The following is a 26,524-nucleotide window of genomic DNA, read 5'->3' on the forward strand; positions in this document are numbered from 1 at the left end:
CTCTCCAAACTGCAAAACGGGATGTAAACAGTTGTTCAAAGGACGCACAGGTCATGGCTCGGCAGCAACGGCGCGGACGCAAGGTCAAGAAGAATGTCCCCAACGGTGTGGCCTACATTCAGTCCACCTTCAACAACACCATCGTCACCATCACGGATCCCAATGGCGACGTGGTGTCTTGGGCCTCCGCAGGTTCTACGGGGTTCAAGGGCGCCAAGAAAGGCACCCCCTTTGCAGCCCAAATGGCGGCAGAGAGCGCAGCGCGTCAGGCCATGGAGAACGGCATGCGCCAGATTGAGGTAATGGTGAGTGGCCCTGGCGCCGGTCGGGAAACCGCCATTCGCGCTCTGCAGGCCACTGGTCTAGAAATCACCCTGATTCGAGATATCACTCCCATTCCCCACAACGGCTGCCGTCCCCCCAAGCGGCGGCGCGTCTAAAGGGATCCCCAGGGCGGGCCAAGCGCTGGCGACAGGCTTGCCCTCCTGCAGGATGTGAGGCATGGCCTCCAGTCTTCTAAGTTCTCCAAACAGATGTTGAGCCAGACGGACGGGGCTACTCTATGATGCAGACCAGCCGAACCCTCCACAATCTGGGCAGCAAAGCCGCTTCTAGTGCTGCTCCCTACCAGACCGAGTGCGTCGAATCCCATCAGGAAGCCAATGGCGTTCACTACGGCAAATTTGCCCTGGGGCCACTGGAGCGGGGTCAAGGGATCACGGTGGGCAACGCCCTGCGGCGGGTGTTGCTCTCCAACCTAGAAGGGACGGCAGTAACCGCTGTACGCATTGCCGGGGTGACCCACGAGTTTTCCACGGTGCCGGGGGTGCGGGAAGACGTGATGGAGATCCTACTCAACATGAAGGAGCTGGTGCTGCGCTCCAACGCTCCCGACACGCAGGTGGGCCGTTTGGTGGCACAAGGGCCGGGAGAGGTGACCGCCGAGAAGCTGCAATTGCCCAGCGAGGTGGAAGTGATCAACCCCCGCCATCACATTGCCACCTTGGCGGAAGGGGCGATCCTGGAAATGGAGTTCATGATTGGCCGCGGACGTGGCTACCGTGCCGTCGATTACTCCGACAGCAAATCGATGGCCATCGACTTTCTCCAGATCGACTCCGTCTTCATGCCGGTGCGCAAAGTCAACTACACCGTTGAGGCGGCGCGGGTGGGACAATCTCTGGAAAAAGATCGCCTAATTTTGGAGATTTGGACCAACGGCAGCCTCACCCCCCAGGAGGCCCTCAGCCAGGCGGCTCGCATTTTGGTGGGCCTGTTCTCGCCGCTGCAGGAGGTCAGCTTCGACACCCCGCCAGAGCCCCGGCAAGCTGAGGATAACCAGAAGAACCAGATCCCCATCGAAGAGCTGCAGCTCTCGGTACGGGCTTACAACTGCCTGAAGCGCGCTCAAATCAATACGGTGGCGGATCTATTGGTTTATACCGAAGAGGATTTGCTGGAGATCAAAAACTTCGGCCAAAAATCCGCGGAAGAGGTGGTGCAAGCTTTGAAGAACCGCCTAGGCCTAACCTTGCCCCGCGAAAGGAGCAAGACGTAGAGCCTTGCCGGCTCGCTGCGGCAAAACCGGTCAACATCTCCACAGGACACAAGATAAAAGGCAGAGGCTACTATGCGTCACCGCCGTCGTACCCCTCACCTCAACAAGCCCGCCGACCAGCGCAAGGCCCTGATGCGGGCGCTGACCACGGCCCTGCTGCGGGAAGGGCGGATCACGACCACCAAAGCCCGCGCCAAAGCCATTCGCGCCACCACTGAGAAAATGATCACCCTGGCCAAGGACGGCTCTCTGGCAGCGCGGCGGCAGGCCCTGGCCTACATCTATGACAAGGAGCTGGTGCGCTCCCTGTTTGAGCAAGCGCCGGAGCGCTACCGCGATCGGCCTGGGGGCTACACCCGCATCCTGCGCACGGTGCGTCGACGGGGCGACGGGGCAGAAATGGCGGTCATCGAGTTGGTGTAGGCCCCATGCAGAGCCGTCGCATTGCCCTGAAAATTCAGTACCTCGGCAGCGGCTTTCGCGGCTGGCAGCGGCAAGCGGGCCACCGCACCGTGCAAGGGGTACTGGAGGAGGCGATTGCGTTGCGGGCCGGGCACCCGGTGGCCCTCTACGGGGCAGGTCGCACCGATACGGGGGTTCATGCCTCGGGCCAGGTGGCCCACTTCGACACCACCTCTGGCATCCCGCCGACGGAGTGGGCGCGGGTGCTCAACGACTGTCTGCCGGAAGATGTGGTGGTATTGGCTTCCGCTCAGGTGCCCGATTTCTGGCATGCCCGCTTTTCGGCTCGCTGGCGCCGCTATCGCTACTTGATCCTGAACCGGGAGCTGCCGGATGTGTTCTGGCGCCTCTTTAGCTGGCAGGTGCGCTGGCCTTTGCAGGTGGAGCCGATGGCGGAGGCCCTCAACTCTCTTCTGGGCGAGCACAGCCTAGAAGCCTTTCGCCGCCGGGGATCCGACCGGCCCCACTCGCGGGTGCAGGTGCAGGAGGTGCTCTGCCAGCGGCTGGGGGATCTCATCAGCATCGAGGTGCAGGCCAGCGGCTTTCTCTACCGCATGATGCGGCTGCTGGTGGGATCCCTGGAGGTGGTGGGCCGTGGCGAGATCAGCCCACAACAATTTGTCCACCTCTGGCAACACAACGACTGGAGCCGGATGCGCACCCGCTACAGCGCCCCTCCGCAAGGGCTGTGCCTGGTGGATGTGGGCTATGCTGGGGATCCCTTTGGCCGCCGCTTCGCTCACTCGCCGCCCTTTTGGGCCTTGCCCCTGCAGGGGTTGCCCAAAACCCCCGATTGGTCGGCGGCTTTGTGTGTTTCTTCCCTGGCCTAGGCGTTTTCTTGTCCATTCCATTCTGCGGTTGATGTCATCCTTGGCTGCCATGAACACAACTCCCGTTCCTCCCCCCGAAACTCTAACCCCTCGCTGGTATCTGGTGGACGCTGCCAACCAGCGCCTCGGCCGCTTGGCCGTGGTTGTGGCCAAGCTCCTGCGGGGCAAGCACAAACCCAACTTCACCCCTCACCTGGATACGGGGGACTACGTGATCGTGATCAACGCCGAGAAAGTGGTGGTCACCGGCAAAAAGCGCACCCAAAAGCTCTACCGCCGCCACTCTGGCCGTCCCGGCGGCATGAAAGTCGAGACTTTTGCCCAACTGCAAGCTCGCCTGCCGGAGCGGGTGATTGAGAAAGCAGTGAAGGGGATGTTGCCCCACACCCGCCTGGGCCGGCGGCAATTCACCAAGCTAAAAGTGTACGCCGGGCCCCACCACCCCCACGAGGCCCAGCAACCTCAGGTTTACCCCATCCACACGATCCCAGGAGCCAAAGTATGACCCAAGCAGCCAGCAGCCAACGAGCCGTCTACTGGGGAACCGGACGCCGCAAAACGGCTGTCGCCCGCGTGCGCCTGGTGCCCGGCACCGGCAAGCTGATCATCAACGACAGGCCCGGCGACCAATACCTGCAATACCAGGAGGCGCTACTGGCCAGTGTGAAAGCGCCGTTGGAGCTCCTCGGCCTAGAGAACTCCTACGACATCTTGGTGCGGGCTCATGGCGGCGGCGTCCACGGTCAGGCCGATGCCATCAAGTTGGGCGTGGCGCGCGCCCTCTGCGAGGTGGATCCGGCTAACCGCGGCCCCCTCAAGACAGAGGGCTACCTAAAACGGGATCCGCGCGCCGTGGAACGGAAGAAATATGGCCTACGCAAGGCCCGCAAGGCTCCCCAGTACTCGAAGCGCTAGGGATCCCTGCCATTGCTTTTTCAAGTTAGATGTTGATAGACAAGGGTATAGGAACAGGCCCAGAGGAGGAGATTGCCATGCCCAAAAAAGGAATACACCCCCAGTGGTATCCCGAAGCCAAAGTCATCTGCAACGGCGAAGTGGTGATGACAGTGGGATCCACCAAGCCGGAGCTGAAGGTCGATGTTTGGTCGGGCAACCATCCCTTTTTCACCGGCAGCCAGAAGATCATTGACAGCGAAGGCCGCGTGGACAAGTTCATGCGCAAGTACGGCATGGGCGGCAAGAAAGCTAGGTAGCCGAGCTTCAATCTGAGTTTCTTTTCTGCCTTGCTGGGCATTGCTGTGAGTCTTCGCTGACACTGGATCTATGGCCTCTGCTCAACTCATCGAGCAGCTTAAAAACGTTGAAGCCACCTTTCAGGAGCTGACGGTACGTCTGGCCGATCCCGATGTGGCGACCGATCCGGCTGAGCTGCAGCGGATTGCCAAGGCCCGCTCCTCCCTAGAAGCCACCGTCCAGACCTTTCACGAGTGGCAAAAGCTCACTCGCGAGCTGAAGCAGACGGAAGAGCTGCTGCGGGAGGTGGCTTCCGACGACCCAGAGCTGGAGGCGATGGCCAGGGCAGAACTGGAGCAACTGCGCGTCCGCCAAGAACAACTGGAGGAAAAGCTGACCCTGCTGCTGCTGCCCCGGGATCCCAACGACGAGAAAAACATTATGTTGGAAATCCGCGCCGGCACCGGCGGCGAGGAGGCGGCCCTGTGGGCGGCGGATTTGGCCCGCATGTACACCCGCTACGCCGAGAAGATGGGCTGGTCGGTGCGCCTGGCCAGCCTCTCGGAAGGAGAGATGGGAGGCTACAAAGAGGCCATCCTGGAAATTCGCGGGGATCAGGTCTACAGCAAGCTGAAGTTCGAGGCCGGCGTGCATCGGGTGCAGCGGGTGCCCGTGACAGAGGCCCAGGGGCGCGTCCACACCTCGACGGCCACGGTGGCGGTGATGCCGGAAGTGGACGAGGTGGAGGTGGTGATCGACCCGAAGGACATCGAGATCAAGACGGCGCGCTCCGGCGGGGCGGGCGGCCAAAACGTGAACAAGGTGGAAACGGCGGTGGACCTCCTCCACAAGCCCACCGGCATCCGCGTGTTTTGTACCGAGGAGCGCTCCCAGCTGCAGAACCGGCAGCGGGCGATGCAGATTTTGCGGGCCAAGCTCTACGAGATGAAGCTGCAGGAGCAACAGGCCTCCATCAGCTCCGCCCGTCGCATGCAGGTGGGAACGGGATCGCGCTCGGAAAAAATTCGCACCTACAACTACAAAGACAACCGGGTTACCGATCACCGCCTCAACCAGAACTTCCTGCTCGAGCCAATTTTGGAAGGGGAGCTGGACGAGTTGATCCAGGCTTGTATTGGCCTATACCAAAAAGAGCTGTTGGCGGAGCTATCCTGAGGGGGCAGAGCTGGCTGCTGCCGAGCTGGCGGTAGAATGAATACCCACATCGAGTGACCTAAGGAATCCTCCCCATGCTGGCCGAGTACCGCCAACATGCTGCTGCCCGCGCGGCCCAAGGGATCCCGCCGCTGCCCTTGAACGCCGCCCAGACCAGCCAGGTGTGCGAGCTGCTCAAGGATCCCCCCGCCGGCGAAGAGGCCTTTTTGTTGCATCTGCTTACAGAGCGCGTCCCGCCGGGGGTGGACGAAGCGGCCTATGTGAAGGCGGGCTTTTTGGCCGCTGTGGCTAAGGAAGAAGTGCACTCGCCCCTCATTACCCCCCTGCGGGCGGTAGAGCTCTTGGGCACGATGCTGGGGGGCTACAACGTCCAGGTGTTGCTGGAGCTGCTGCAGGATGAGCGACCGGAAATTGCCGCCGCAGCGGCCCGCGCCCTCAGCCACACGCTGCTGGTTTTCGACGCCTTCCACGACGTGCTGGAGCTGAGCCAAGCGGGCAACGCCTATGCCCGACAGGTGCTCCACTCTTGGGCGGAAGGGGAGTGGTTCACCGCCAGGCCGCCCCTGGCCGAGGCGATCACGGCGACGGTGTTCAAAATTGCCGGCGAGATCAACACCGACGACCTCTCCCCGGCCGCCCACGCCACCACCCGCCCCGATATTCCCCTTCATGCCCAGAGCATGCTGGAATCGCGGGCGCCGGGAGCGATAGCAGCCATTGCCGAGCTGAAGCGCCGCGGCCATCCGGTGGCCTTTGTGGGGGATGTGGTGGGCACGGGATCTTCCCGCAAGTCCGCCCTTAATTCCCTGCTCTGGCACATCGGCCACGACATTCCCTATGTGCCCAACAAGCGGGCCGGCGGGGTGATTCTGGGGGGCACGATCGCGCCCATTTTCTTCACCACCGCCGAAGATGCCGGCGCCCTGCCCATCCAGTGCGATGTCTCCTGCCTGGAGACGGGCATGGTAGTGACGATCTACCCCTACGAGGGCGTTATCCGCTCTGAGGATGGCCAAGTCCTCACCACCTTTTCCCTGCAGCCTGTGACGCTGCCCGACGAGGTGCGGGCCGGGGGCCGCATCCCTCTCTTGATTGGCCGGGCCCTTACCGACAAAACCCGCCAGGCCCTGGGGCTGGATCCCTCCCCCCTGTTCATTCGCCCCACCCCGCCCGCCGACACGGGCAAGGGCTATACCCTGGCCCAGAAAATCGTCGGCAAAGCCTGCGGGCTGCCCGGAGTGCGCCCCGGCACCAGTTGCGAGCCGCTGATCACCACGGTGGGATCCCAGGACACCACCGGCCCCATGACCCGCGACGAGCTCAAGGAATTGGCCTGTCTGGGCTTCAGCGCCGACCTGGTGCTGCAGAGCTTCTGCCACACCGCCGCCTATCCCAAGCCGGTGGATATCCAGGTTCACAAAGAGCTGCCCGACTTTTTTGCCTCGCGGGGAGGTGTCGTCCTGCGGCCAGGCGACGGCATCATCCACTCCTGGCTCAACCGCATGCTGCTGCCCGATACCGTCGGCACTGGGGGCGACTCCCACACCCGCTTCCCTTTGGGCATTTCCTTCCCGGCTGGCTCTGGGCTGGTGGCCTTTGCCGCCGCCATGGGGGTGATGCCCCTGAATATGCCGGAGTCGGTGCTGGTGCGCTTTAAGGGGGAACTGCAGCCCGGGATCACCCTGCGGGACATTGTCCACGCCATCCCCTACGTGGCCATCCAGCGGGGGCTGCTCACCGTCGAGAAACAGGGCAAGAAAAACGTCTTTGCCGGGCGAATTATGGAGATCGAGGGCCTGCCCAATCTGAAGGTGGAGCAAGCCTTCGAGTTCACCGACGCCTCGGCGGAACGCAACTGCGCCGCCTGCACCATTAAGCTAAGCGTTGAGAGCGTTGCCGAGTACCTGCGCTCCAACGTGGTGCTGCTGAAAAACATGATTGCCCGCGGCTATCAGGACGCTCGCACCCTGCTGCGGCGCATTGCCAAGATGGAGGCCTGGCTGGCCAACCCCACCCTGATGGAGGCGGATCCCGACGCCGAATACGCCGCCGTCATCGAGATTGATCTCAGCACCATCACCGAGCCAATTGTCTGTGCCCCCAACGATCCCGACAAGGTGATGACCCTGAGCGAAGTCCACGCCCAGCACGCGGCCGGCAACCCCGACACACCCATCCACATTGACGAGGTGTTCATTGGCTCCTGCATGACCAACATTGGCCACTACCGCGCCGCCGCCAAGATTTTGGAAGGCCAGGGGCGGGCCAAGGTGCGCCAATTTTGGATCTGTCCTCCCACCCGCATGGACGAGGCGCAACTGCGCGCCGAAGGGGTGTACGGCACCTTTGCCGCTGCCGGGGCGAGGACGGAGATGCCCGGCTGCAGCCTGTGCATGGGCAACCAGGCGCGGGTGGCAGACGGGGCCACGGTTATGTCCACCTCCACCCGCAACTTCAACAACCGCATGGGCAAAGACGCGCGGGTCTATCTGGGATCCGCCGAGCTGGCTGCCGCCTGCGCCCTCTTGGGCCGGATCCCTACCCCTGAGGAATACCGGGAGATCGTCGCCACCAAGATCCAGCCCTTTGCCGGCGAGCTGTACCGCTACCTCAACTTCCACGAGATCCCCGGCTTTGAGGACGAAGGGCGGGTTATCCCCCGCGAGCAAATGCCCAAGCTGGAGGAAGCCCTCGGGATCCGTCCCTAGACCCAGGGGGGCTTGGCAGCTTGGGCTGCCCTGCTACCATGGCAAGGTGGTGGCCTTAGCCTTGGAGAAACCCTGATGGCCCCGCCTCGAAAACTCGCCCGCCAGATCCACCGCGCCCTGGCCCCCATCCTGGCTCTGCCCTTGGTGGTAACGGTGGTAACGGGATCCCTTTACCAAATTGCCCGCCTCAACGACAACTTCGACTACTACTGGCTGATCCAAATCCACAAAGGGCAATGGGGGCCTCTGGATCTGCAGGCCGTCTACCCGTTCTTAAACGGCTTGGGGCTGTTGCTGATGGTGGCTACCGGCCTGAGTTTGTGGCTGCAGACGAGATCCCACCGCCCCCCCAAGCGCACCGATTCCTGACAGCTTTCTCCTATTCCTTGGGCGAGAAAATACCCCCATCGATTTCCAGAAAACTCGCCCTCTTGAGCCAGCCAGATCACTTATCCTAATGTACAGAGGCTAGGCTAAAGCCTGGTGAGTAAATCTTAACTTAAAGAGAAGCTAACCAAAAGTTAACCAAAATCTGCTCAGGAGGTGGATAGATATGGCTCTGGTTCGCTGGGATCCCTTTCGGGAAATTGACGAAATTCAACGGGAAATGAACCGGATGTTTGACCGGCTGATGGCTCGCCCCGCCGAGACCGATGCCTATACTTTTGTGCCGGCGGTGGAAATGCACGATGATCCCGAAACCATTACCCTGAAGCTGGAGCTGCCCGGCTTGAACCCCAACGATCTGGACATCCAGGCGACAGCCGAAGCGGTCTCCATCACCGGGGAACGGCGATTTGAGAAGCGCTCTGAAGACAAAGGGGTAACCCGGACTGAATTCCGTTATGGGCGCTTCCAACGGGTGATCCCGCTGCCGAACCGGATCAAACACGATCAGGTGAAAGCGGAATACAAAGATGGGATCCTCACCCTGACTCTGCCCAAGGCGGACTCCGAAAAAGCCCAAGTGGTCAAAGTGAACGTTGTCTCCTAAGGGGGGGAGGCGAGCGCCACTTTTGGCTTAACAAGATCCAGATCCCAGAGGTAGGCTCGTGGCCTACCTTTTTGGGTTTTTTGGCTTTTCGATCCTCAACTCCCCTCTCCCTCTGGGAGAGGGGCTGGGGGTGAGGGCGACCCCAGCTTACTCCAGCCCAGGGATCCGATTTGACCTCTGCCCCTAGGGTTGGATAAGTTTGAGGGCGAAGTGGCTGGGGAGCGAGAGCATGGCCAGCGTGACCTACGAACACGTTACCAAGCGCTACGGCGACACCACTGCCGTCCACGACCTGAACATCGCCATCGAAGACGGGGAATTTCTCGTCTTCGTCGGTCCCTCCGGCTGCGGCAAAACCACCTCTTTGCGCATGCTGGCCGGACTGGAAGAGGTGAGCGCCGGCTCCATCTACATCGGCGACCGAGTGGTCAACGATATCCCCCCCAAGGATCGGGATATCGCCATGGTCTTCCAATCCTATGCCCTCTACCCCCACATGACCGTGGCCGAGAACATGGCCTTTGGCCTCAAGCTGCGCGGCCTGCCCAAAGCAGAGATCGAAAGCCGCGTCCGGGGGGTGGCCAAGCGGCTGGGGATCGAACACCTGCTCCACCGCAAGCCCAAGGAACTTTCGGGTGGGCAACGGCAGCGGGTGGCCGTCGGGCGGGCCATTGTGCGCAACCCGGCGGTGTTTTTGATGGATGAGCCCCTCTCCAACCTCGACGCCAAGCTGCGGGTGCAGGCGCGGGCCGAGATCAGCAAGTTGCACATGCAACTGGGCACCACCTTCATCTACGTCACCCACGACCAGGTGGAAGCCATGACCATGGGCAACCGCATCGCCGTCATGAAGGATGGCCGCCTGCAGCAGGTGGATACCCCCCACACCCTCTACACCCGCCCTGCCAACCTGTTTGTGGCCGGGTTCATCGGCAGCCCCGCCATGAATTTCTTCCAGGCCAAGCTGCGGGAACAAGAGGGCACCCTCTGGGTCGATACCGGCGCCTTCAGCGTGGCCATCCCGCCCCACCAGGCAGAGCCCTATTGGCAATACGTCGGCAAGTCGGTCATCTTCGGCATCCGCCCAGAAAACATCCACGATCCCCAGTACCAGCCCCCAGGGATCCAACCTGCCCCGGTGCGGGCTAAGGTCTCGGTCGCCGAGCAGATGGGCAGCGAGGTCATCCTCCACCTCAGCGCCGCTGACCCCGAAGGGATCCTCCCCGAGCAGGAGTTTGTGGCCCGCGTGGATCCCCGCACCGAGCTGCGCGTCAACCAATGGGCCGAAGTGGTCTTCGACATGGATCGCTTCCACCTTTTTGATCCCCAGACCGAAGAGCGGCTGGGATCAACACAGGCCCTGTTCAGTTAAGGATTGGCTACCATAAGCTCCAGAGAAAAAGGGATCCCTATGCCGGAGCAATCTGCCTCGAAGTTGGTGCAGGCGCAGTTTGACGAATTTCCCTATCCCAACGTCCCCATTGAGCAGACGGTTACGGATACCTTTGCCCTGTTTGCCAACAGCTACACCACCGCCTGCTATGTACGAGAGCGCAAGGTGGTCAAACCCGAGGGCAAAGTGATGCTCAACGCCGGCTGCGGCTCCGGCTGGGAAACCCTGGTCCTGGCCACGGCCAACCCAGGCGCTTCTTTTGTTGGGGTGGATATCTCGCCGAAATCGCTGGAGATGGCCCGGCAGCGCTTCGAGTTCCACCAGATCAAAGAGGCGCGTTTCGAGGTGATGGACATCACCGACCTGCAAGCCTTGGGGGAGCAGTTCGATTTCATCGCCTGCAATGACGTGCTCTACCTGCTGGACGATCCGGTGGCGGGGCTGAAAGGCATGCGCCAGGTGCTCAAACCAGACGGCATCATCCGCACCAATGTCCACAGCCTTTACCAGCGCCAGTTTATTTTCAACATGCAGGATGCCATGGAGCTGCTGGGGGTGATGGACGAGCCCGCTGCCAAGGCTGTCCCCATCCTCAGGGAGCTGATGGATGCTCTCCACGAAGGCAGCTTCGTCAAAAGCCACTGGCAGGGAGACGCCATCAAAACCACCAACGGCATCCTGGCCAACTTTCTGCTGCGCAGCGACAAGGGCTTCACGGTGCCCCAGGTGTTTGAGATGCTGCGCCAGGCGGAGCTGGAGTTCATTAGCATGGTGAACTGGCAGCAGTGGAAGCTGGAGCGAGTCCTCACCAAGCCTGTCCCTTATGCCCTGCGCCACATCAAAAAGCTCAGCCAAGAGGAGCTGCTGCACTTTATCGAGCTGATTTTCCCCAACCTGACCCGGCTGATCGATTTTTGGTGCGGCCATCCTCGCCCCACCCCACCAGCCCCTTTTACCCTGGAAGAATGGCGAAACGGCTCCGTGCAGGCCCATCCCCTGTTGATCCGTCTCAATGCCAAGCTGGCCTTTGAAAACGCCATCCGCGACAACGGCCCGGTCAACATCAATGGCTGGCCGGGATCCGAAGGCAACATCGTCATCGATCCCTTCTCGGTGCGCTGGCTAATCGACGTCTTTGGGGAAGAGCCTGTGCCCGTGCAGGCCCTGGCGGCCAAGGCCCTAGATCTCATGGACTGGACCCCCGAAGAGGCCTTTAACCAAGTGGTGGCCAATCTCAAGTTCCTGGAAGAGCGGCTGGTGGTGCTGTTGCACTCGCCGCTGCGTTGAGTTCAAGAACCTACCCCCCTCTCCCCCTGGGAGAGGGGCCGGGGGTGTTTGCGTTTAGCGACGCGGAGCGCTTGGGCTGGGAGAGGGGCTGGGGGTGAGGGTCTGCAGCACCCTGATTTGCTCGGCCCGAATGGCTGCTGGGATCCCCCCTTCCGCATCGACGTTGACGGCGAACCGAACGGTGCCTTCCATTTCCACCACATCTCCCGGGAGCAGATCCAGCCAGCTGGCAGAGCGGCCAAGGCGAGTCACTTGCACCTCCTCAGCGGGAACCACCGAAACCCACGTGCCCGCGTAGCGCTCCAAGCTGGGGCTGACTTTTTCCAAGTTGACCCCAATCCAGCCCTCCTTGCGGTTGAGAAGTCGCACCGTCCCAGTTAGTTGGAAAGGCTGTGCTTCTTCCGCTAACTTGATTGGCTCGTAGAGAACCTCTGTATTTAAAGGCTGCAGCCGAGCCAACTCCACCCGCCACCCTTGAGCCTGGCGATAGAGGGTAACCTCCATAACTGCGCGCAGCCGACCCTCCGGCAAAGGCTCGTAGAAGCCCAACTGGGAGCGAAAAGGGCGAAACCGGGGATCCTCTCGATTCGGGTCTGTTAAAAATTGTTGCAGCTCCTCGGCAGTGAACTGGAAACGCAAAGTCGGCACCACCGCTTCTGGCTTCAGGATTGCCTCCACCCGGAAAATGGCCGTATTGCCCACCGCTTGAATGGGGGTGAGGGTAAACTCCTCCGCTGAGGGCCACGATTGATCCAAGGCTCCAGGAGGGATCCCTTTTAGCAGCCGCGGAGTGAGCAGGGCTTCTGCGGTGGCAAAATCGCGGGCATTGGCCGCCTGGACAAACTCCCGCAGCGTTTCTTCAGCCGTTTTGGCCTGCCAACAGCCCCCCAGAGGCAGCAAAGCCAGCACCAGGAAAAACCACGCTCTCACATCCACACCCTCCCCAATCTCCCTGTAGGTAACAGTCCTAGGGGTTCTCGGTTGGAGATGCAGAATTTTCACCGGGATCCGCTGCTTCTGTCTCTTCTGGGTTTTCCGACTGGGATCCCGAAGCAGCAGGTGGCTTATCCGGCTGCCACACCTCAATCCGCCAGCCGCGGTCTTGCTGGTAGAGGGTGATCTTGACGCGGGAGGTCACCGTGTCTCCCTCCAGGCGCAGACCCACCAACTGAGGGGCCAACTGCTGATAGGTCGGATCGGCAAGATCCGGCTGGGTCAAATACTTGCGCAACGTCAAGGGATCCAGCCCCAGCCGCTGGGCTGCATCCTCCAGCGAGTCGGTGCCCTCCACCCAGACATAGGCCGTCTTCCCGCTCACCTCTTGGTTGCGCACCTGCACGTTTTTCCCCGCCATGCCCCAAATCGAAGGCAGGGATCCCGGCCGGAGGGCATTGCTGAAGCGCTCCGTCAGGTAGCTGTCTGCCGTGCCCCAGTCCCCCTTCTCGGCAGCAGCGATAAACGTTTTCACCACCTGGTCAGGAGCTTGCACAGGAGCTGCCTGGGTACAGGCGATCCCTCCTGCCAAGGCGGCAGCAGCAATCCAGACGGGGAAACGGCGTACCATGAACATCCCTCAACCACAAGCGGCATCGCTCTCCTAGGTTACCAAACTTTTTCCGCCTTCTCTTCTGCCTGTTCAGAAGACCCAGTGCAGCTCCGGCAAGGTGGTAGGATAATTCAGCAGCTTAGTTAGCGAAGCCATGGGGATCCCCACCACTGCCGATGAATGTAACGAGCTGGGCATCTCTCACTGCTTGAAGGCCCAGCAAGCCAAAACCTCGCGGGAGCGACGTGCGGCTTGGGCCATGGCTCTGGCGGCCTGGCGGCAGGGTTTGGATCTCGATCCCAACCATCTCCCCTCCCAGTTCAATCGCCTCCATGCCCTTTTGGCCTTGGGAAGCCGCTACACGGCCCTCCAAGAGGGAAAAGAGCTGCTCTCCCGGCTGTTGACCCAGCGTTACCTAGAAGATCCCAGCTTGGGCCTAACCGGATCCCAGCCCAAGCTCGCTTGGGATCCCCCCCGCTTGGCTTTCGCCGGCAAAAAGGCCCGCCGCTCTTCCAAGGCTACCTCCCGCCTCGGCCCTCGCGAACGCTATCTTCACACTCTGGCCCGTTGGCTAGCCCACCACAGCGGAGTCGTTTACCGACCGGAGCCATTGCCCTACTGGCGGCTGGCTGCAGCCATTGACCCAGAGGATCTAGAGGCGCAAATGGTGGTTGCCATGAATGCGGCAGCGCAGGCGCAGCCGGAAGGGGCTTTCTTGCTGCAGAAAATAGCCGACCATTTCCCTGGGCAGAAGGACAGGGCCCTGCAAGTGCTGCAACTGGCTCTAGATCGCTACATTCCGCGGCAGGATCCCTCCAAGGCGGAGCCGGATTCAGCAGAGCAAGAGTTAGAAACGCCTCCTAACGGAGATCCAGCCTCGGAGGCGGTGGCCAGTGTGGAAATTTGGACTCAGTATGAGGGGTACAAGCTAAGGCTAGAGCCAGATCTTAAAAGCATTGTGACCTTCGTCCTCCTGGCTCAAGATCGCTGGTTTGAAAGTGAAATCGAGCTGTGTCGGCAAATCCTCAAGCCGGGCATGAACGCCATTGACGTGGGGGCCAACGTTGGCGTTTATACTTTTCTATTTGCCCGCTGTGTGGGCAAGGCCGGAAAAGTCTATGCCATCGAGCCCACGCCGGGATGTGTGCAGTGCTTGCAGGCAACGGTCGCTCAAAACAAGCTCGACCAATCCGTGCAAGTTGTGGAAGCTGCGGTAGGCGAAGAGTCTCGCGAGGTTTATCTAGTTTGCGAAGGGGCCAGCGTTTTCAACCACATCGTTACGGATCCCATGTCGGTTGTGGAAGAAACCCGTCCGGTGCAGCAGGTTACCCTAGATGAGCTATGGATTTCAGAGGGCAGCCCCAACATTGATCTCGTCAAAATCGATGCGGAAGGGGCAGAGGTTCCTGTTTTGAAGGGCGGTAGAAAGCTCATTGAGACTTGCGCTCCGGTGATCTTGTTTGAGAATCAAAGTACCGGTCAGTTTTCCGGTTTGGAATCGGCAAAGCTTCTTGCTGAGTGGGGTTATCTTATTTATGTCTATAACCCGGTAATCCAAGATCTGAGCACTGTTCAGGCTTCTGTGCAAATGCCAACTGCGCTCAACCTGGTTGCTGTGCATCCGAATCGCTTTTCTCTTGTCAGCAAAGCCGGTCTAATCTAGCCGTTTCTGTGGAGTAGAACAATGCCTTTCCCGATTAGCGAGATCCTCGACAAAGACATGCCTTTTATCCGAATTGCAGAAGTGGGGGCGATGTTTCTCGTCGGCGATATCGACAAGCTGGTTCAGCAAGGGCATGCTCAAGTGATAGGATTTGAGCCCCAAAAAGAAGAATGCGAAAAGCTGAATGCTAGGGCTCTGGCTGAGGCTCCCCGCGCCGACCAGGTCAGACGGCAGTACTTTCCCTACTTCATTGGGGATGGATCCCGGCGCAAGTTTTATTTCACCAATGCCGGCTACACCTCCTCTCTTTACGAGCCCGATCAGGAGCTGGCCCAGCATTTTGAGAACTTGGCGGAAGTTTGTCGGGTAACTCGGGTCGAGGAAGTCCAGACTACTCGGCTAGATGACATTCCAGAACTGGGCGAAGTGGACTTTCTCAAGATGGATGTTCAGGGAGCCGAGCTGGATGTTATCCGGGGCGCTAGAAAAACTCTACAGAGTGTTACTGTTATCCAAACAGAAGTCGAGTACATACCCCTCTACAAAAACCAGCCTCTTTTTAGCGATGTGGATATTGCCCTTAGAGAAGAGGGCTTTCTCCTCCACGGCATGGCCAGCAACATTGGCGCCTGCCTCAAGCCCTTTTCAGCCAGAACCTATCGCCCTTACACCCAAGTGCTATGGTGCGACTATGTTTACGTAAAAAACTTTATGCACTTGGGTCGGCTTTCCTCGCGCCAGCGGCTGGCTATGGCGGTAGTTTTGCATGAGATTTACCTGTCCTACGATCTGGTAGCTTTCATCCTGGGCGTCCATGACCAAATTGCCCAAACCCGCTACAAAGACTTCTACCTGGCCAGGATGTTTGCCGCTCTCAATGTCTCTTAAATTGCTCAGACGAGGTGGGGGATGATCGTCATCGACGGGGTTATCTGGCAGTCGGAAGGGTTTTCTCGCTCTCCACTTTTGGATCAGTCCTACCTGTGGCTGAGCCTCATTGAAGAGTGGGTCAAGGCCAAGAAGGCAACGAAGTTTGTGGTGCTCACCCGCGGGCAAACTTGGTTGCCACCGGGAACTTTTTTTTCCGAGATCCCCCGCTTTGCTTTTGCAGAGGCAGATGAGGATCGCACCGGCCTGCAGAGCGCCTGCGACCAGCTCAAGGCCAGGCTGTTTCTCTCCACCGGCTACACCACCCCCATCTCCACCCCTTCCATCGCCTTCATCTACGACCTAGAAGCAGAGGCCGGCAGCCAATTTCACTCGGAATACATCGAGAAGAAAAATGCCATCCTGGCTGCTGCCCACTACGTTTTCTTCTCCGATGAAGTGCTTGCTGGCTTCCGAACCCACTACCCCGGGATCCCTCCCGAGCAGATGTCGCTGGTCTATCCGGCCATTGAAGGCTGGGCCAAGCCGGCTGCTCCCGATGCCATGGCCGAGTTTCGCCGCAAGTTTCAGTTGACTCGCCCTTTTTTCTTGGCCGTCTTGCCCGAACAGCTGGCTGATTACCGTGGCATCCAGGCTGTCAGCCAAGCTTGGGAGATCCTGCAGGGCCAAAGGCTCTCCCGCACCGAGCTGGTCTTTGCCTTTCCCAGTCCTCTGGAGGTGGATCCCGTCAAAGCGCAACTGCCCCAAAAACAAGGCATTCGCTACCTCAGCCTGAACAATCCCGAGCTTGCCTGCGCCTATTCCTCGGCTCTGGCGCTGGTTTTCCACTCCACCTTTCGGCCCAGCAGCCCCCTTGAGGCGATGGCCTGCGGCTGTCCTGTGGTGCATTACCGGGATGAGCAGCCAAATGCCTCCGGCTCGGAGTCGGCAACTGCCTCTGGAGAGAAAAAAGATAAGGATCCCTTGCAGAACTCGACAGCCCTGCTCTGCCAAGGCTCTCTTCAAGAGCTGGTTGACGCCTTGCAGCGCATCCAGAGCTACCCGGTACGCTCTCCCCTCATTGCCAAGGGGTTGGAACAGGCCAAGGAGCTGAGCTGGTCAACCGTTGCCGACAAGCTGTGGGAGATCTTTGACCGGGTTGCCCCCCCTGGTGAGACTTCCCGCGAATCCCAGGAATCACCAGGATCAGCCGCTGGCGGCAAACTTACTGGCCGCTGACCACCAGGTTTTTCCACATCTGCCGATAGGCCCGCTCCAAAGCGCGAGCATGGCTTTGCGGATCCCGCAGGGGCGATTTCTCCATCATGCCTCGCAGGCTGTGGCGCAAATGGCGCAGCCGCTCCAGATCCGTGGCCAGGTTCACGGCAATTTCCACGTATTCTTCCGGCGTTTGGGCCACCAGCTCCGGCAGCCCCACGTTGGTGAGGATGGAGACCCCCACGCGGCAGACATGAGCGTTGCCCGCCAAGACCACCACCGGCGCGCCGCCCCAGAGGGTTTCACAGGTGGTGGTGGTGCCGTTGTAGGGGAAAGGATCTAGGCCAATGTCAATCTCGCTGTAGATCTGGAGGTGCTCTGGAATGCTGCGGCGATCTCCCACCAGGTGCACCCGCTGCCGATCCACCCCGTGCCGCTCGAAGTGCCCCCAGAAGATCTCGCAGACGCTGCTGTCGGTGTAGCGCATGTTTTTGAGCAGGATGCGGGCGTTGGGCAGCCGCTTGAGGATCTCCGCCCACACGGCCACCACGTTGGGGGTAATTTTGGTGGGGTTGTTGCAGCAGCCAAAGGTAATGTAGCCCGCCGAGAGGGCCGGCAGCTCGGAAACCGGCGGGAAAATATCCACAGGGTTGTAGCAAAGAAAGCTCTTGGGCAGCCGCATCAGCTTTTCCGTGTGGTATTTCTCCGTCATGCCCGGCGGATCGGCATAGGCGTCGGTGATGCGGTAGTCCACCAAGGTTAAGCCAGTGGTGTTGGGGTAGCCTAGATAGGTGACCTGGATGGGGGCAGGTTTGAGCGCCAGCACCCCCAGGCGGTTGTAGGCGGTGTGGCCAGCCAGATCCACCAAAATGTCGATCTTGTCCTCGTGGATGAGCTCGGCCACTTCCACGTCGGAGCGGATCTTGTAGATATCCCGCCAGCCATCGGCCTTCTCTTTCATCCGCTCGGTCACCATGTCTGAGTGCGGTGTGTTGGAATAGCAGTAGATCTGGAAGCGCTCGTGGTCGTGGTGGTTATAGACATGTTCAAAGAACATGCTTACCGAGTGCAGCTTGAAGTCACCGGAGATGTAGCCAATGCGCAGAGGCCGCTTTAGGTCGCGATCCCGGTGGTAGGGCCGCCGCAGATGGGCCACCGAGGCTTGGGTGGCATCCCCCCACTTCTTGTGCTCCCGCAGGGTCTCTTCGGGATCGAAATCGGGCGCGTAGTGCAGACCCATGAGGATGTTGCCGTGGAAGGCGATCACCCCCGGCGCCAGCTTGGCCGACTTGCGATAGGCTTTGATGGCCTCCTCGTGGCGGCATTGCTGGAGGAAGGTGCCTGCCAACCCTGCATAGGTGGAAGGATCCTCGGGGTTGATCTCCAGGGCGCGCTGGAAAGATTCCAGCGCCTCGGTTAGGCGGTTCAACTCTTTGTAAACGGATCCCAGGGCCCGGTGAACGTCCAGGAAGTCCGGCTTGAGGCGGGCCGCTTCCTGCAAAACCGGCAGGGCCTCTTCGTTGCGGTGCTGGCTTTGCAACAACAGCCCCAAGTTGCAGTAGGCTTCTCCCAACTCCGGGTCGTGCACCAGCGCCTGCCGATATTGAATCTCTTCTTTTTCCGGCTCGTTCAAATGCCGATAGGCCAGGCCCAGGTTGTTGTAGGCCAGGGCAAAATCGGGCTTGTGCTCCAGGGCCGCTTCCAGTAGGGGGATGGCTTCCTTAAACCTTAGTTGATCCAGCAGCAGGCAGCCGGCCTCAAAGTAGGCTTGGGCAAAGTCGGGCCGCACGCCCAGAGCGCGGCTGAGGTGGGCCATGCTATCGGCCATGCCGCAAGGGAACACCTTGCGCAACCCGCGATCCGACAGAAAGCTCGCCAAGCCCCGGTAGGCTTCGGCATATTCAGGCTGCAGGCCAATGGCCACATGGTAGTAGTCCAACGCCCGTTGCGGCTGCTTCAGCTTGCGATAGGCTGTGGCCAGGTTGAAGTAAACCCGCGGGCGATCCGGCTGCAGCGCCAAAGCCGCCCGATAGGCTTCAATGGCCGCCTCCGGCTGATCCTGCTCCAATAGAGCAGTGCCCAGGTTGATGTGAGCTTCCACCAAGTGCCCATCCAGCTCCAGCGCCTGGCGGAAAGCAGCAATAGCTTCCTCCCAGTTCCCTTGCTCTGCCAAGGTCAAGCCCAGGCCATTGTGCAAGGCCGCTTGCTGCGGATCCTGCTCCAGAAGCTGCCGGTAGAGCTCAACAGAACGCTCCAACTGCCCCGCCTCGCGGCAGAGCTCGGCCAGTTCTTGCGCCCGCTCTGGGGTAAACTCTAGCGCCAGCGCCTGCTCCAGATGCTCAATGGCCGTTGCCAGCCGCCCTTTTTGCCGCTCAATGTGGGCCAAATCTGTCAAAATCTGAGGATCTTGGGGCTGCAGGGCCAGGGCCCGCCGGTAATACTCCTCGGCTTGGTCATACTGGCCCAGCTGGAAGTGGCAGAGGCCCAGGTTGAAGAGGGCCTGCAGGTAATCGGGCTGCAGAGCCACCGCTTGGCTGTAGCATCCGATGGCTGCTTCCCGCTTGCCCAGCGCTTGATATACAGCGCCCAAGTTGCTGTGAAAAGCTGCCTGCTCTGGCCGCAGCTGAGTGGCTTTGGCCATGTGGGCCGCGGCTTCCTCAAGGCGGCCCGTCTGGTAGCAGAGGATGCCCAGAAAATGCAGAGCCTCCGGTTGGTCGGGCTGGAGAGCCAGCACCTGCCGGTAGGCCGCCTCCGCCTGCTGCAGATCCCCCGCCTGGTGGTGGCGGATGGCCACTTCCAAAGTAGCTATCAGCGCATCGGGTGTCACTTGGCCTGGATCTCTAGATTTCATAACCTCTAATCCTACACCCATGTAAACTACCCGACCCTGACTGCTTCGCAGTACAGGGCGGGCTTTCGGTAGCCCTGCAGTTGGCAAGCCAACCACGGACCTCTAGGCTGGTTTACGGCAGCCCCCAAAAGCGCAATCACCTTCGCACCGTTAAAATCCGCATCCCCTTCCCAACCGCAGTGCCCGCATTTGAACTGCTTACCCTTGCGATAGGATTGAGCGGAGTCGGGATGAATATGCGGGCACTTGTGGCAGATCTGCGAGGTATAGGCCGCAGGGACAACTACCACTTTGACACCCGCCCTCACAGCCTTGTATTCGATAAACCGCCGCAGCTGGTAGAACGCCCAGCTATTGCTACGCCGCCGCTCCTCACGACTGCGGGGGTGTTGATTGGTGCGTTCTCGAATGCCGCTCAAGTCCTCAATCCCAATGCAGGCAGAAAGAGATTGAGCTGCTTTAACGATGCGCTTAGCGATACTGTGGTTCACCCAAGCTTGAAAGCGTCTCTCTTTGCCAGACAGCCGTTGCAGCAGTTGACGGCATCGCCGCCTGCAACTGCGGGTGCCCTTACTGGCCTTGCGCTGAAGAGACGCTCTTAACCGACAGTAGTGATCTCGGACTTTGTTCAGCTGCTGTCCATTCCAGTTGTCTCCTTCGGAGGTATGTGCAATGTCTCGCCGTCCCAGGTCAACACCAATCACCTTGTCGGTGTTCTGTTGCTTGGGGGGCTCTGCCTCGACACAAATCTGGATGGAGTAGGAGCCGTCCTTCCGCTGGACTAGGGTGGCCGATTTGGGGTTAGAGCCAGCCAGCATTCCCCTCTGGTAGTTGCCAATGGCTAGCTCAAAGCGTTCTCTTCCATCAACCGTGGCAAGCGACACTGTCCAGTCTTTCTCGCGAAACGAGAAGATACGTGCATCGTAGGTAACGAACCTACGCTTGAACTCTTTAACTGGACGGTTGCGCTGTCTCGCCACTTTGCGAGCGCCTGCCACCCGTCTGCAGACCTGCTGGGCCAGATTACTGGACAAGCCAAACCGAGCGCGAATCTGGTAATAGCAAAGGGATTGGAGTTTGACTGCGTTGACTACTTTTTCTGGTGTGTTTTGGTTGACCCAGTTCAACGCCTGCACAAAGGCATCCATTGTCGCGTCCAATTTGGCGGCTTGCGACTGGGACACCTTGAGTTTGCAAGCTACAGTCAGGACTTGGGTCATGGTTCTATCATAACTTCCGCATTCCTCCCGACACTGACCCTACGGGTACAGTGCGGGGCTCCTGCGATTTCTAGCTGAGTTTCGCGAGAAAAAAACGGGCCTGAACTTTCAGGCCCGCCGAGGGGTTAAACAGCCTGCCGACTAGCGCGGGACAGTGAAAGTAATGTCCAGCCGTGGCCCGCGAGCCGTGGTGATGGGGGCAGTACCCGTGCCTGTAGCCGGCTCTTTGTCGAACTCGGCGCGGCAGGTGCCCGTAGCCCCCTGGCTGATCTCAAAACCAGCCGTGTCAGCTGGCGCTTCTGCCGTTGACGTGGACGTGGTTGCGATGACGTCGCTGACGGTGAAGCTAGTCGAGACGCTGGCCGTGTAGGAGAAGGTCTGGGAGAGCGGGTTGGCACCTGCTAAAGGGCCTGCTGTGAGGGTTGTTGAGGCGGCGTCAGGAAGTTCTTGGGGTGGGGGGGTGAGCGAAAAAGAAATAGTCTGTCCAAAAAACTGGCTAAATACCAGGCCAGTTTGGCTAGCGGTCGTGCTGCTGGTGGGCAAGAAGGCCGAGAAGGTGCTGCCCGCCGCACTGAAGCTCACCGTGATGGGGTCGATGGGAAAAAAGGCAATCGTGACCGTAACAGGGTTGTTCAAAGCAACGGTGTAGACATTATTATTTGCCGGTCCCTGACGAGCCCCTGTAACCCCAACCGTGACGGGACCCACCGCCTGGAAGAAAAGAGATCCACTGGCCCTGCCACTGACCGAGTTGGTGACGGTGATGGAGGAGGTGGAGGCGAAGGTGGTGACGAAGGTGGAGCCACTGGGGAACACAGGGGTAGCCTGGTTGTTCCACACCTCCTTGGCGCACTGCAGCCGCACCTGGTAGAAGCGCGGGCCTGGCGCCGACACCGCCCGCTGCACCCCAGGCCGTACATCCGCCGTGCGCGGCCCCGCCGACACATCCCCACCCAACACGTTGCCGTTGATGCTCAGGGCAACAAAGGTGGGGCTAGAAGCCGGCGCAAAGAAGTCGCTGGAAACCACGTTGTTGGGCGCACCCAAGGTCACTTCCTGGAACACCACGTTGTTGGACGGCAGGTTGTGCGGTGTCGGATCCAGGAAGAAGAAGCCCCGCCCCTGGTTGCCAAAACCAGGAATGGTGGCCGAGTCGTTGGAGGGCAACTGCACCAGCGTCAACTGGGCTGCCTGCACCACCGCATTGCCCGGAATGCTGGCCGGAATCGGGAAGGACAGCACCGCCCGATAGTCGTCGTAAACCCCCACCGGCAGGTTCTCAGCCGCACCTGCGCGGCGGATGCCAAAGCCAACAGGAATAGCGGTGGGGTTAGAGAAGACTTGCCCTGTTGGGGTGAGAGCGGCCAGTTGCGTCGGCAGCAGGCTGATCGGGCCGCCCGAAACAGCCACATTGCCAGTGGTGAAGGTGGCTACAAAATCTTCCGGCAGACTGCGCCCGGAAGCAAACAAGTCCGGCACTGCCCGCGAAATGGTAACCCGATACACCGAGTCATTGCTCAGTGGCTCGCGGAAGGTGATGGTAACTTCGGTGCGGTCGGCGTTAAAGGCGATGTCTCGCGGCGGCACCCTCCCCTCTTGCGGCGCTACGGAAGTAATTCCAAGAGCCTGCTTCAAAGGAGCCTCCCGCACCGGCTCGCTGAAACGGATGACAATCGAGGTGTTGATGGAAACGTTGGTAGAGCCGTCCGAGGGGCTAATGCTGATAACACGGCCCACCGGCGCAGGCGTGGGCGTGGGGGTAGGAGCCGGGGGAGCCGGGGGAGCTGGCGGCGGGGGCGGGGGCGGTACGGGCACCGCAGTGCCGGAGCTATCTTCGCCGCAACCGGTGAGCAGCATGGGCAGCAGCACCACCGTCGAAGCCAGAGACAGAGACCCGAGTGACTTGAGCAGCCACTTGTGCATTGTTCCGTTCATGTTTCTCCTCTTAACCAAAAAGCAGGGTTTGGCTGAACACTTCCCTTAACTTACTCGATCGGCTTACCCAGGGCAACCTATGCCCTTTGGGGAGTGGCCAATCGAGGGGAGACGCAGACACGCCGCTTGGCGGTTGGTCTGTTTCTCCGTCAATCATACAGGTAGATTTGTCGGTTTTGGCAAGGGTTTTCTCCTTTTCGCAGGCTGAAATGAGAGTGATCTGGGTCACAGACGGAGAACACGAGCTTGCTCGTGGCTCACGATCCGGTGGCTGCTGCTTCGGAGAGCCCTGGTTCAAGGGTGCTGGATTGCAGCAGGGCAGGCGAGGTGGGACATGGCCGGGATCTTTGTCTGGCAAGGCTTTCCCGGATCCAAGTGCCCAAAACCCGAAGATTTGCCTATTTCCTGGCCCAAGAGGGCTTGATCCGGGGCAGAAGGGTGGCAGGATGAGGAGTGGATGTTTTTTCTGGAGATCCAACCAGGATGGCTGTCTACAAAGTTCGGTTGATCAACGAAGAGCGGGGCCTGGACGTCACCATCGATGTGCCGGACGACGAGTACATTTTGGATGTGGCGGAGGAGCAAGGGATCGAGCTGCCCTATTCCTGCCGTGCCGGGGCCTGTTCGACCTGTGCCGGCAAGCTGGTGAGCGGCACGGTGGATCAAAGCGATCAATCCTTCCTGGATGACGATCAGATCGAGCAGGGCTATGTGCTGACCTGTGTGGCTTACCCTACCTCCGACTGCACCATCATCACCCACCAAGAAGAAGCGCTGTACTGAGCCCTCACCTCCGATCCCTCACCCCTGGCCCCTCTCCCATGGGGAGAGGGGTTTTTGTTTTGGGTGGTTCTTTCCGGCAGCCTCAAGCGCTGTGCGCCGCCGGCGGCCCTCACCCCCAGCCCCTCTCCCAGCCCAAGCGCTCCGCGCCGCTAACGCGACCACCCCCAGCCCCTCTCCCTGAGGGAGAGGGGAGTAGGATTTTTTTATCCTCTGTAGAACTTTTTGACGATGACCCCAGAACAAGAAGAGTGGTTAATCCGAGCTGTCCAGGAGCTGCAGGCTGCCCAAAAAGAGCTGCAAGCTGCCCAGCAGGAGCTGCGCCTTGTCCAGCAAAACCAGGAGGTTTTGATTCGAGAGCTGCAAGCGGGCCAGCAAAATCAACAGGTTCTGATTCAGGAAGTGCGCGAGGGGCAGGCGATGCTGGCGCAGTTTTTCCGCGAGGCGCTAGATCGCTTTGACGAGCGCACCCGCGCTATTGAACGCCGCACCGAAGCCCTGGAACGGCGCACAGAAGCCTTGGAACGGCGCACGGAAGCCCTAGAGCGCCGCACTGATGAGATGGCAGCGGAGATGAGGGATCTGCGCCGCGATTTTTTGGAACGGCGGTAGCAGCCTCAAGTGCTCCGCGCCGGCCCTCACCCCCAGCCCCTCTCCCTGAGGGAGAGGGGGGTTAGGATGGCAGCAGAGCAGCCTTTGGAGGTGGCTGTGGCTTTGACGATCGGATCCGTTTCTGCTTCTGGATCGACAACGGCTCGCCTGAGTTTGGCAGAGTACCTCAAGTATTCCGATGGCGGCGATACCCGCTATGAGTTGGTGGCGGGGGAGTTGGTGCCCATGGCCCTTCCAACCGGACGGCATGTCCAGATCCAAAAGTTTCTCAGCCAGGTTTTTGAGGCGGAGATCGCCAGACGGCAGTTGCCTTGGACAACAATCCAGGGCGGCCTGGGGATCCAGTCGCCGCGGGGCAACCGCTGGGAAACGGTGCGGATCCCGGATGTGGTGGTGCTGCCTTTGGAGCAGTGGCAGGAGATGGGATCCCGAGAGGCTTTGATTCGCTTGGAGGATCCGCCGCCGCTATTGGTGGTGGAGGTGGTGAGCGAATCCAGCCGGGCGGCGGACTACCGGGCCAAGCAAGCAGAGTATTGCGTTTTGGGGATCGGCGAGTATTGGGTTGTGGATCCCTTGGAGGAGAAGGTGAGCCTGCTGCTGCTTCATGAAGGCTGGTACGATGTGCTGGAGCTGAAGGGATCCGATCCGGTATCCTCAAAGGTCTTTCCCAAGCTGGAGTTGCAGGCGGGGGAGATCTTGGCTGCGGATTCGGGTTATTCTGGTAAAGCTACGGGGAGTTAGCTCAGTTGGTAGAGCGCTGCGATCGCACCGCAGAGGTCAGGGATTCGAGTTCCCTACTCTCCATCGCCCTCACCCCTGGCCCCTCTCCCAGCAGGAGAGGGGTGGTAGGATTTCCTTATTCTGTAGTGTTTCAGTAACCATGACGCCCGAGCAAGAACAGTGGCTGATTCAAGCCATCCAAGAGTTGCAAGCCTCCCAAAGAGAGCTGCAAGCCTCCCAAAAAGAATTGCAAGCTGCCCAGCAGGAGCTGCGTCTTGTCCAGCAAAACCAGCAGGTTTTGATCCAAGAGCTGCGGGAGGGACAGGCGATGCTGGCGCAGTTCTTTCGCGAGTCAATGGATCGGTTTGACGAGCGTACTCGGGCCATCGAACGCCGCACAGAAGCACTGGAACGGCGCACTGACGAGATGGCCCGAGAGATGCGGGAGATGCGGCAAGAGATTCGGGATCTGCGCCGCGACTTTTTGGAACGGCGGTAGCTTGGGCCCAAGCGCTCTGCGTTGCTAGTGTAACCATCCCCGGATCCTTCTCCCAGGAGGAGATTTAGGGTGGTAGGATTTCCTTGTTCTGTAGCGCCTTGGTAACCATGACACCTGAGCAAGAGCAGTGGCTGATTCGGGCCGTCCAGGAGTTGCAAGCTGCCCAGCAAAACCAGCAGGTTTTGATCCAAGAGCTGCGGGAAGGGCAGGCGATGCTGGCGCAGTTTTTCCGCGAGGCGCTGGATCGCTTTGACGAGCGCACCCGAGCCATTGAACGGCGCACCGAGGCTTTGGAACGGCGCACCGAGGCTTTGGAACGGCGCACTGACGAGATGGCCCAAGAGATGCGGGAGATGCGGCAGGAGATTCGGGATCTGCGCCGCGACTTTTTGGAACGGCGGTAACTTGGGCCCAAGCGCTCTGCATTGCCGACGCCCTCACCCCCAGCCCCTCTCTCTCAGGGAGAGGGGAAATTGGCGGGATTTTGGGTAGGAAGGGATCCCACCTAGATTAATCTAGAGGAACTTTGTCTGGCCTCACCTATTTTCGGGCTGGAGGCCCGCACCATAGCCGCAGGCTTGGTGCCGGGAGGAAAGCCCGCCTGCTAGTCAAAGCCTGGATGAGCTACAATAAGCCCATGAGCCAGACCATCTCTGTACGTTGCAAGCTGATAGTCCCACAAGAGTTGCGTCAAGAAATTGACCGCACTTTGCAGGGCTTTGCGAATGCTTGCAACCAGATTCTCGACACCGCCAAACAAAAGAACTGCTGGAACACCGCCAAGCTGCACCACTTGGTTTATAGGCCAGTGAGAGCGGCAACGGGGTTGAAAGCCAACCACGTCTGTCAGGCGCTCCGCCGTGTGATTAGCAACGCCAAAGCGGTGAAACAAGTCCACAAGTTTCGCCCCACCAGCCTGACTTTGGATGTGCGTACTTTTAAGTACCGAGAGTCCGATCAAGCCGTGGGTGTGACCCTGATAAGTGGGCGAGTATGGCTCAAGCTCAAGAT

26 protein-coding genes, 1 tRNA gene and 1 pseudogene are annotated in these 26,524 nt (G+C 60.0%); 23 read left to right on the forward strand and 5 right to left on the reverse strand.

Annotated features, from left to right (window positions below; all coding sequences use genetic code 11):
- The first annotated feature begins 53 nt into the window (after positions 1–53).
- The 13 genes from rpsK (at position 54) to SYN63AY4M2_RS00675 (ending at position 11,602) form a co-directional block, all read left to right on the forward strand.
- Positions 54–440 carry a 30S ribosomal protein S11 gene (gene rpsK, locus SYN63AY4M2_RS00615; protein ID WP_011430298.1) on the forward strand — a complete coding sequence of 129 codons (387 nt, stop codon included), beginning with the start codon at positions 54–56 and terminating at the stop codon, positions 438–440.
- 122 nt (positions 441–562) lie between these two features.
- Entirely contained in the window at positions 563–1,558 is a 996-nt protein-coding gene (locus SYN63AY4M2_RS00620; RefSeq protein WP_011430297.1) for a DNA-directed RNA polymerase subunit alpha, read from the forward strand.
- A gap of 72 nt (positions 1,559–1,630) precedes the next feature.
- Positions 1,631–1,981 carry a 50S ribosomal protein L17 gene (gene rplQ, locus SYN63AY4M2_RS00625; RefSeq protein ID WP_011430296.1) on the forward strand — a complete coding sequence of 117 codons (351 nt, stop codon included), beginning with the start codon at positions 1,631–1,633 and terminating at the stop codon, positions 1,979–1,981.
- A gap of 5 nt (positions 1,982–1,986) precedes the next feature.
- Positions 1,987–2,850, forward strand: a complete 864-nt coding sequence (gene truA / locus SYN63AY4M2_RS00630) for a tRNA pseudouridine(38-40) synthase TruA (protein WP_011430295.1) — start codon at positions 1,987–1,989, stop codon at positions 2,848–2,850.
- Between the two features lie 49 nt (positions 2,851–2,899).
- The gene (gene rplM / locus SYN63AY4M2_RS00635; protein WP_011430294.1) at positions 2,900–3,355 is read left to right on the forward strand and encodes a 50S ribosomal protein L13; all 456 of its coding nucleotides are present in this window, start codon (positions 2,900–2,902) and stop codon (positions 3,353–3,355) included.
- Complete coding sequence (gene rpsI / locus SYN63AY4M2_RS00640; protein ID WP_011430293.1) at positions 3,352–3,765, forward strand: 30S ribosomal protein S9; 414 nt, start codon at positions 3,352–3,354, stop codon at positions 3,763–3,765. Before rplM ends, rpsI begins: the two co-directional genes overlap by 4 nt.
- A 77-nt stretch (positions 3,766–3,842) precedes the next feature.
- The gene (gene rpmE, locus SYN63AY4M2_RS00645) at positions 3,843–4,064 is read left to right on the forward strand and encodes a 50S ribosomal protein L31 (protein WP_011430292.1); all 222 of its coding nucleotides are present in this window, start codon (positions 3,843–3,845) and stop codon (positions 4,062–4,064) included.
- Positions 4,065–4,134: 70 nt separating this feature from the next.
- Positions 4,135–5,220: a peptide chain release factor 1 gene (prfA, locus tag SYN63AY4M2_RS00650; protein ID WP_011430291.1), complete on the forward strand. Its 1,086-nt coding sequence runs from the start codon at positions 4,135–4,137 to the stop codon at positions 5,218–5,220.
- Between the two features lie 74 nt (positions 5,221–5,294).
- Positions 5,295–7,928 (forward strand): bifunctional aconitate hydratase 2/2-methylisocitrate dehydratase, encoded by a 2,634-nt coding sequence (gene acnB / locus SYN63AY4M2_RS00655; RefSeq protein WP_099887122.1) that lies wholly within the window; start codon positions 5,295–5,297, stop codon positions 7,926–7,928.
- 75 nt (positions 7,929–8,003) lie between these two features.
- On the forward strand, positions 8,004–8,297 hold the full coding sequence (locus SYN63AY4M2_RS00660; protein ID WP_099812119.1) for a PepSY domain-containing protein: 294 nt from the start codon (positions 8,004–8,006) through the stop codon (positions 8,295–8,297).
- A gap of 184 nt (positions 8,298–8,481) precedes the next feature.
- A complete protein-coding gene (locus SYN63AY4M2_RS00665) occupies positions 8,482–8,922 on the forward strand; it encodes an Hsp20/alpha crystallin family protein (protein WP_099887123.1) in 441 nt (146 codons plus the stop codon).
- A gap of 229 nt (positions 8,923–9,151) precedes the next feature.
- Positions 9,152–10,294: an ABC transporter ATP-binding protein gene (locus SYN63AY4M2_RS00670; protein WP_099887124.1), complete on the forward strand. Its 1,143-nt coding sequence runs from the start codon at positions 9,152–9,154 to the stop codon at positions 10,292–10,294.
- Positions 10,295–10,333: 39 nt separating this feature from the next.
- On the forward strand, positions 10,334–11,602 hold the full coding sequence (locus SYN63AY4M2_RS00675; RefSeq protein ID WP_099887125.1) for a class I SAM-dependent methyltransferase: 1,269 nt from the start codon (positions 10,334–10,336) through the stop codon (positions 11,600–11,602).
- A 54-nt stretch (positions 11,603–11,656) separates the two neighbouring features.
- Here SYN63AY4M2_RS00675 and SYN63AY4M2_RS00680 read toward each other — a convergent pair whose 3' ends face one another.
- Entirely contained in the window at positions 11,657–12,538 is an 882-nt protein-coding gene (locus tag SYN63AY4M2_RS00680; protein WP_099887126.1) for a hypothetical protein, read from the reverse strand.
- Between the two features lie 31 nt (positions 12,539–12,569).
- Positions 12,570–13,166, reverse strand: coding sequence for a hypothetical protein (locus tag SYN63AY4M2_RS00685; RefSeq protein ID WP_143597403.1), 597 nt, complete (start codon positions 13,164–13,166; stop codon positions 12,570–12,572).
- 136 nt (positions 13,167–13,302) lie between these two features.
- Between SYN63AY4M2_RS00685 and SYN63AY4M2_RS00690 the strand changes: the two genes are divergently transcribed.
- From SYN63AY4M2_RS00690 to SYN63AY4M2_RS00700, 3 genes are read left to right on the forward strand one after another with little or no spacing between them, the layout of a single operon-like run.
- Positions 13,303–14,811: an FkbM family methyltransferase gene (locus SYN63AY4M2_RS00690; RefSeq protein WP_099887128.1), complete on the forward strand. Its 1,509-nt coding sequence runs from the start codon at positions 13,303–13,305 to the stop codon at positions 14,809–14,811.
- 21 nt (positions 14,812–14,832) lie between these two features.
- Complete coding sequence (locus SYN63AY4M2_RS00695; RefSeq protein WP_099887129.1) at positions 14,833–15,699, forward strand: FkbM family methyltransferase; 867 nt, start codon at positions 14,833–14,835, stop codon at positions 15,697–15,699.
- 21 nt (positions 15,700–15,720) lie between these two features.
- Positions 15,721–16,917, forward strand: a complete 1,197-nt coding sequence (locus SYN63AY4M2_RS00700; RefSeq protein WP_099887130.1) for a hypothetical protein — start codon at positions 15,721–15,723, stop codon at positions 16,915–16,917.
- Here the strand turns inward: SYN63AY4M2_RS00700 and SYN63AY4M2_RS00705 are convergent.
- The 3 genes from SYN63AY4M2_RS00705 to SYN63AY4M2_RS00715 all read right to left on the reverse strand — a co-directional run bounded on the left by SYN63AY4M2_RS00705 (position 16,904) and on the right by SYN63AY4M2_RS00715 (position 22,902).
- Positions 16,904–19,747: a tetratricopeptide repeat protein gene (locus tag SYN63AY4M2_RS00705; RefSeq protein WP_168175096.1), complete on the reverse strand. Its 2,844-nt coding sequence runs from the start codon at positions 19,745–19,747 to the stop codon at positions 16,904–16,906. The genes SYN63AY4M2_RS00700 and SYN63AY4M2_RS00705 overlap by 14 nt on opposite strands.
- Before the next feature lie 26 nt (positions 19,748–19,773).
- On the reverse strand, positions 19,774–20,967 hold the full coding sequence (locus tag SYN63AY4M2_RS00710) for an RNA-guided endonuclease TnpB family protein (RefSeq protein ID WP_099887132.1): 1,194 nt from the start codon (positions 20,965–20,967) through the stop codon (positions 19,774–19,776).
- A gap of 141 nt (positions 20,968–21,108) precedes the next feature.
- Entirely contained in the window at positions 21,109–22,902 is a 1,794-nt protein-coding gene (locus SYN63AY4M2_RS00715) for an Ig-like domain-containing protein (protein WP_143597404.1), read from the reverse strand.
- Positions 22,903–23,385: 483 nt separating this feature from the next.
- On the opposite strand from SYN63AY4M2_RS00715, the gene SYN63AY4M2_RS00720 reads away from it, so the two are divergent.
- From SYN63AY4M2_RS00720 to SYN63AY4M2_RS00750, 7 genes and pseudogenes are all read left to right on the forward strand, one after another.
- The gene (locus SYN63AY4M2_RS00720; RefSeq protein WP_099813185.1) at positions 23,386–23,685 is read left to right on the forward strand and encodes a ferredoxin; all 300 of its coding nucleotides are present in this window, start codon (positions 23,386–23,388) and stop codon (positions 23,683–23,685) included.
- Positions 23,686–23,913: 228 nt separating this feature from the next.
- A complete protein-coding gene (locus SYN63AY4M2_RS00725; RefSeq protein ID WP_011430270.1) occupies positions 23,914–24,294 on the forward strand; it encodes a hypothetical protein in 381 nt (126 codons plus the stop codon).
- 66 nt (positions 24,295–24,360) lie between these two features.
- Positions 24,361–25,035, forward strand: a complete 675-nt coding sequence (locus SYN63AY4M2_RS00730) for a Uma2 family endonuclease (protein ID WP_099883985.1) — start codon at positions 24,361–24,363, stop codon at positions 25,033–25,035.
- Positions 25,026–25,098 (forward strand) — tRNA-Ala (locus SYN63AY4M2_RS00735). The genes SYN63AY4M2_RS00730 and SYN63AY4M2_RS00735 overlap by 10 nt, the downstream gene beginning before the upstream one ends.
- 76 nt (positions 25,099–25,174) lie before the next feature.
- The gene (locus SYN63AY4M2_RS00740) at positions 25,175–25,513 is read left to right on the forward strand and encodes a hypothetical protein (RefSeq protein ID WP_099812128.1); all 339 of its coding nucleotides are present in this window, start codon (positions 25,175–25,177) and stop codon (positions 25,511–25,513) included.
- Positions 25,514–25,620: 107 nt separating this feature from the next.
- Positions 25,621–25,917 carry a hypothetical protein gene (locus tag SYN63AY4M2_RS00745; protein WP_099834899.1) on the forward strand — a complete coding sequence of 99 codons (297 nt, stop codon included), beginning with the start codon at positions 25,621–25,623 and terminating at the stop codon, positions 25,915–25,917.
- A 233-nt stretch (positions 25,918–26,150) separates the two neighbouring features.
- A pseudogene (locus SYN63AY4M2_RS00750) lies at positions 26,151–26,524 on the forward strand (RNA-guided endonuclease TnpB family protein); the annotation flags it as partial.

This window comes from Synechococcus sp. 63AY4M2 (genome assembly GCF_002760475.1).
Lineage (GTDB): Bacteria > Cyanobacteriota > Cyanobacteriia > Thermostichales > Thermostichaceae > Thermostichus.

Excerpts from the sequence above, each read along its gene's own strand:
- SYN63AY4M2_RS00730 (WP_099883985.1), top strand. The coding sequence starts at position 24,361 with ATGGCAGCAGAGCAGCCTTTGGAGGTGGCTGTGGCTTTGACGATCGGA.
- SYN63AY4M2_RS00665 (WP_099887123.1), top strand. The coding sequence starts at position 8,482 with ATGGCTCTGGTTCGCTGGGATCCCTTTCGGGAAATTGACGAAATTCAA.
- acnB (WP_099887122.1), top strand. The coding sequence starts at position 5,295 with ATGCTGGCCGAGTACCGCCAACATGCTGCTGCCCGCGCGGCCCAAGGG.
- SYN63AY4M2_RS00620 (WP_011430297.1), top strand. The coding sequence starts at position 563 with ATGATGCAGACCAGCCGAACCCTCCACAATCTGGGCAGCAAAGCCGCT.
- truA (WP_011430295.1), top strand. The coding sequence starts at position 1,987 with ATGCAGAGCCGTCGCATTGCCCTGAAAATTCAGTACCTCGGCAGCGGC.
- rpsK (WP_011430298.1), top strand. The coding sequence starts at position 54 with ATGGCTCGGCAGCAACGGCGCGGACGCAAGGTCAAGAAGAATGTCCCC.
- SYN63AY4M2_RS00745 (WP_099834899.1), top strand. The coding sequence starts at position 25,621 with ATGACACCTGAGCAAGAGCAGTGGCTGATTCGGGCCGTCCAGGAGTTG.
- SYN63AY4M2_RS00705 (WP_168175096.1), bottom strand. The coding sequence starts at position 19,747 with ATGAAATCTAGAGATCCAGGCCAAGTGACACCCGATGCGCTGATAGCT.
- SYN63AY4M2_RS00675 (WP_099887125.1), top strand. The coding sequence starts at position 10,334 with ATGCCGGAGCAATCTGCCTCGAAGTTGGTGCAGGCGCAGTTTGACGAA.
- SYN63AY4M2_RS00700 (WP_099887130.1), top strand. The coding sequence starts at position 15,721 with ATGATCGTCATCGACGGGGTTATCTGGCAGTCGGAAGGGTTTTCTCGC.
- rplM (WP_011430294.1), top strand. The coding sequence starts at position 2,900 with ATGAACACAACTCCCGTTCCTCCCCCCGAAACTCTAACCCCTCGCTGG.
- SYN63AY4M2_RS00670 (WP_099887124.1), top strand. The coding sequence starts at position 9,152 with ATGGCCAGCGTGACCTACGAACACGTTACCAAGCGCTACGGCGACACC.
- rpsI (WP_011430293.1), top strand. The coding sequence starts at position 3,352 with ATGACCCAAGCAGCCAGCAGCCAACGAGCCGTCTACTGGGGAACCGGA.
- SYN63AY4M2_RS00740 (WP_099812128.1), top strand. The coding sequence starts at position 25,175 with ATGACGCCCGAGCAAGAACAGTGGCTGATTCAAGCCATCCAAGAGTTG.
- SYN63AY4M2_RS00660 (WP_099812119.1), top strand. The coding sequence starts at position 8,004 with ATGGCCCCGCCTCGAAAACTCGCCCGCCAGATCCACCGCGCCCTGGCC.
- SYN63AY4M2_RS00695 (WP_099887129.1), top strand. The coding sequence starts at position 14,833 with ATGCCTTTCCCGATTAGCGAGATCCTCGACAAAGACATGCCTTTTATC.
- SYN63AY4M2_RS00685 (WP_143597403.1), bottom strand. The coding sequence starts at position 13,166 with ATGGTACGCCGTTTCCCCGTCTGGATTGCTGCTGCCGCCTTGGCAGGA.
- prfA (WP_011430291.1), top strand. The coding sequence starts at position 4,135 with ATGGCCTCTGCTCAACTCATCGAGCAGCTTAAAAACGTTGAAGCCACC.
- rpmE (WP_011430292.1), top strand. The coding sequence starts at position 3,843 with ATGCCCAAAAAAGGAATACACCCCCAGTGGTATCCCGAAGCCAAAGTC.
- SYN63AY4M2_RS00715 (WP_143597404.1), bottom strand. The coding sequence starts at position 22,902 with ATGAACGGAACAATGCACAAGTGGCTGCTCAAGTCACTCGGGTCTCTG.
- SYN63AY4M2_RS00725 (WP_011430270.1), top strand. The coding sequence starts at position 23,914 with ATGACCCCAGAACAAGAAGAGTGGTTAATCCGAGCTGTCCAGGAGCTG.
- SYN63AY4M2_RS00710 (WP_099887132.1), bottom strand. The coding sequence starts at position 20,967 with ATGACCCAAGTCCTGACTGTAGCTTGCAAACTCAAGGTGTCCCAGTCG.
- SYN63AY4M2_RS00690 (WP_099887128.1), top strand. The coding sequence starts at position 13,303 with ATGGGGATCCCCACCACTGCCGATGAATGTAACGAGCTGGGCATCTCT.
- SYN63AY4M2_RS00720 (WP_099813185.1), top strand. The coding sequence starts at position 23,386 with ATGGCTGTCTACAAAGTTCGGTTGATCAACGAAGAGCGGGGCCTGGAC.
- rplQ (WP_011430296.1), top strand. The coding sequence starts at position 1,631 with ATGCGTCACCGCCGTCGTACCCCTCACCTCAACAAGCCCGCCGACCAG.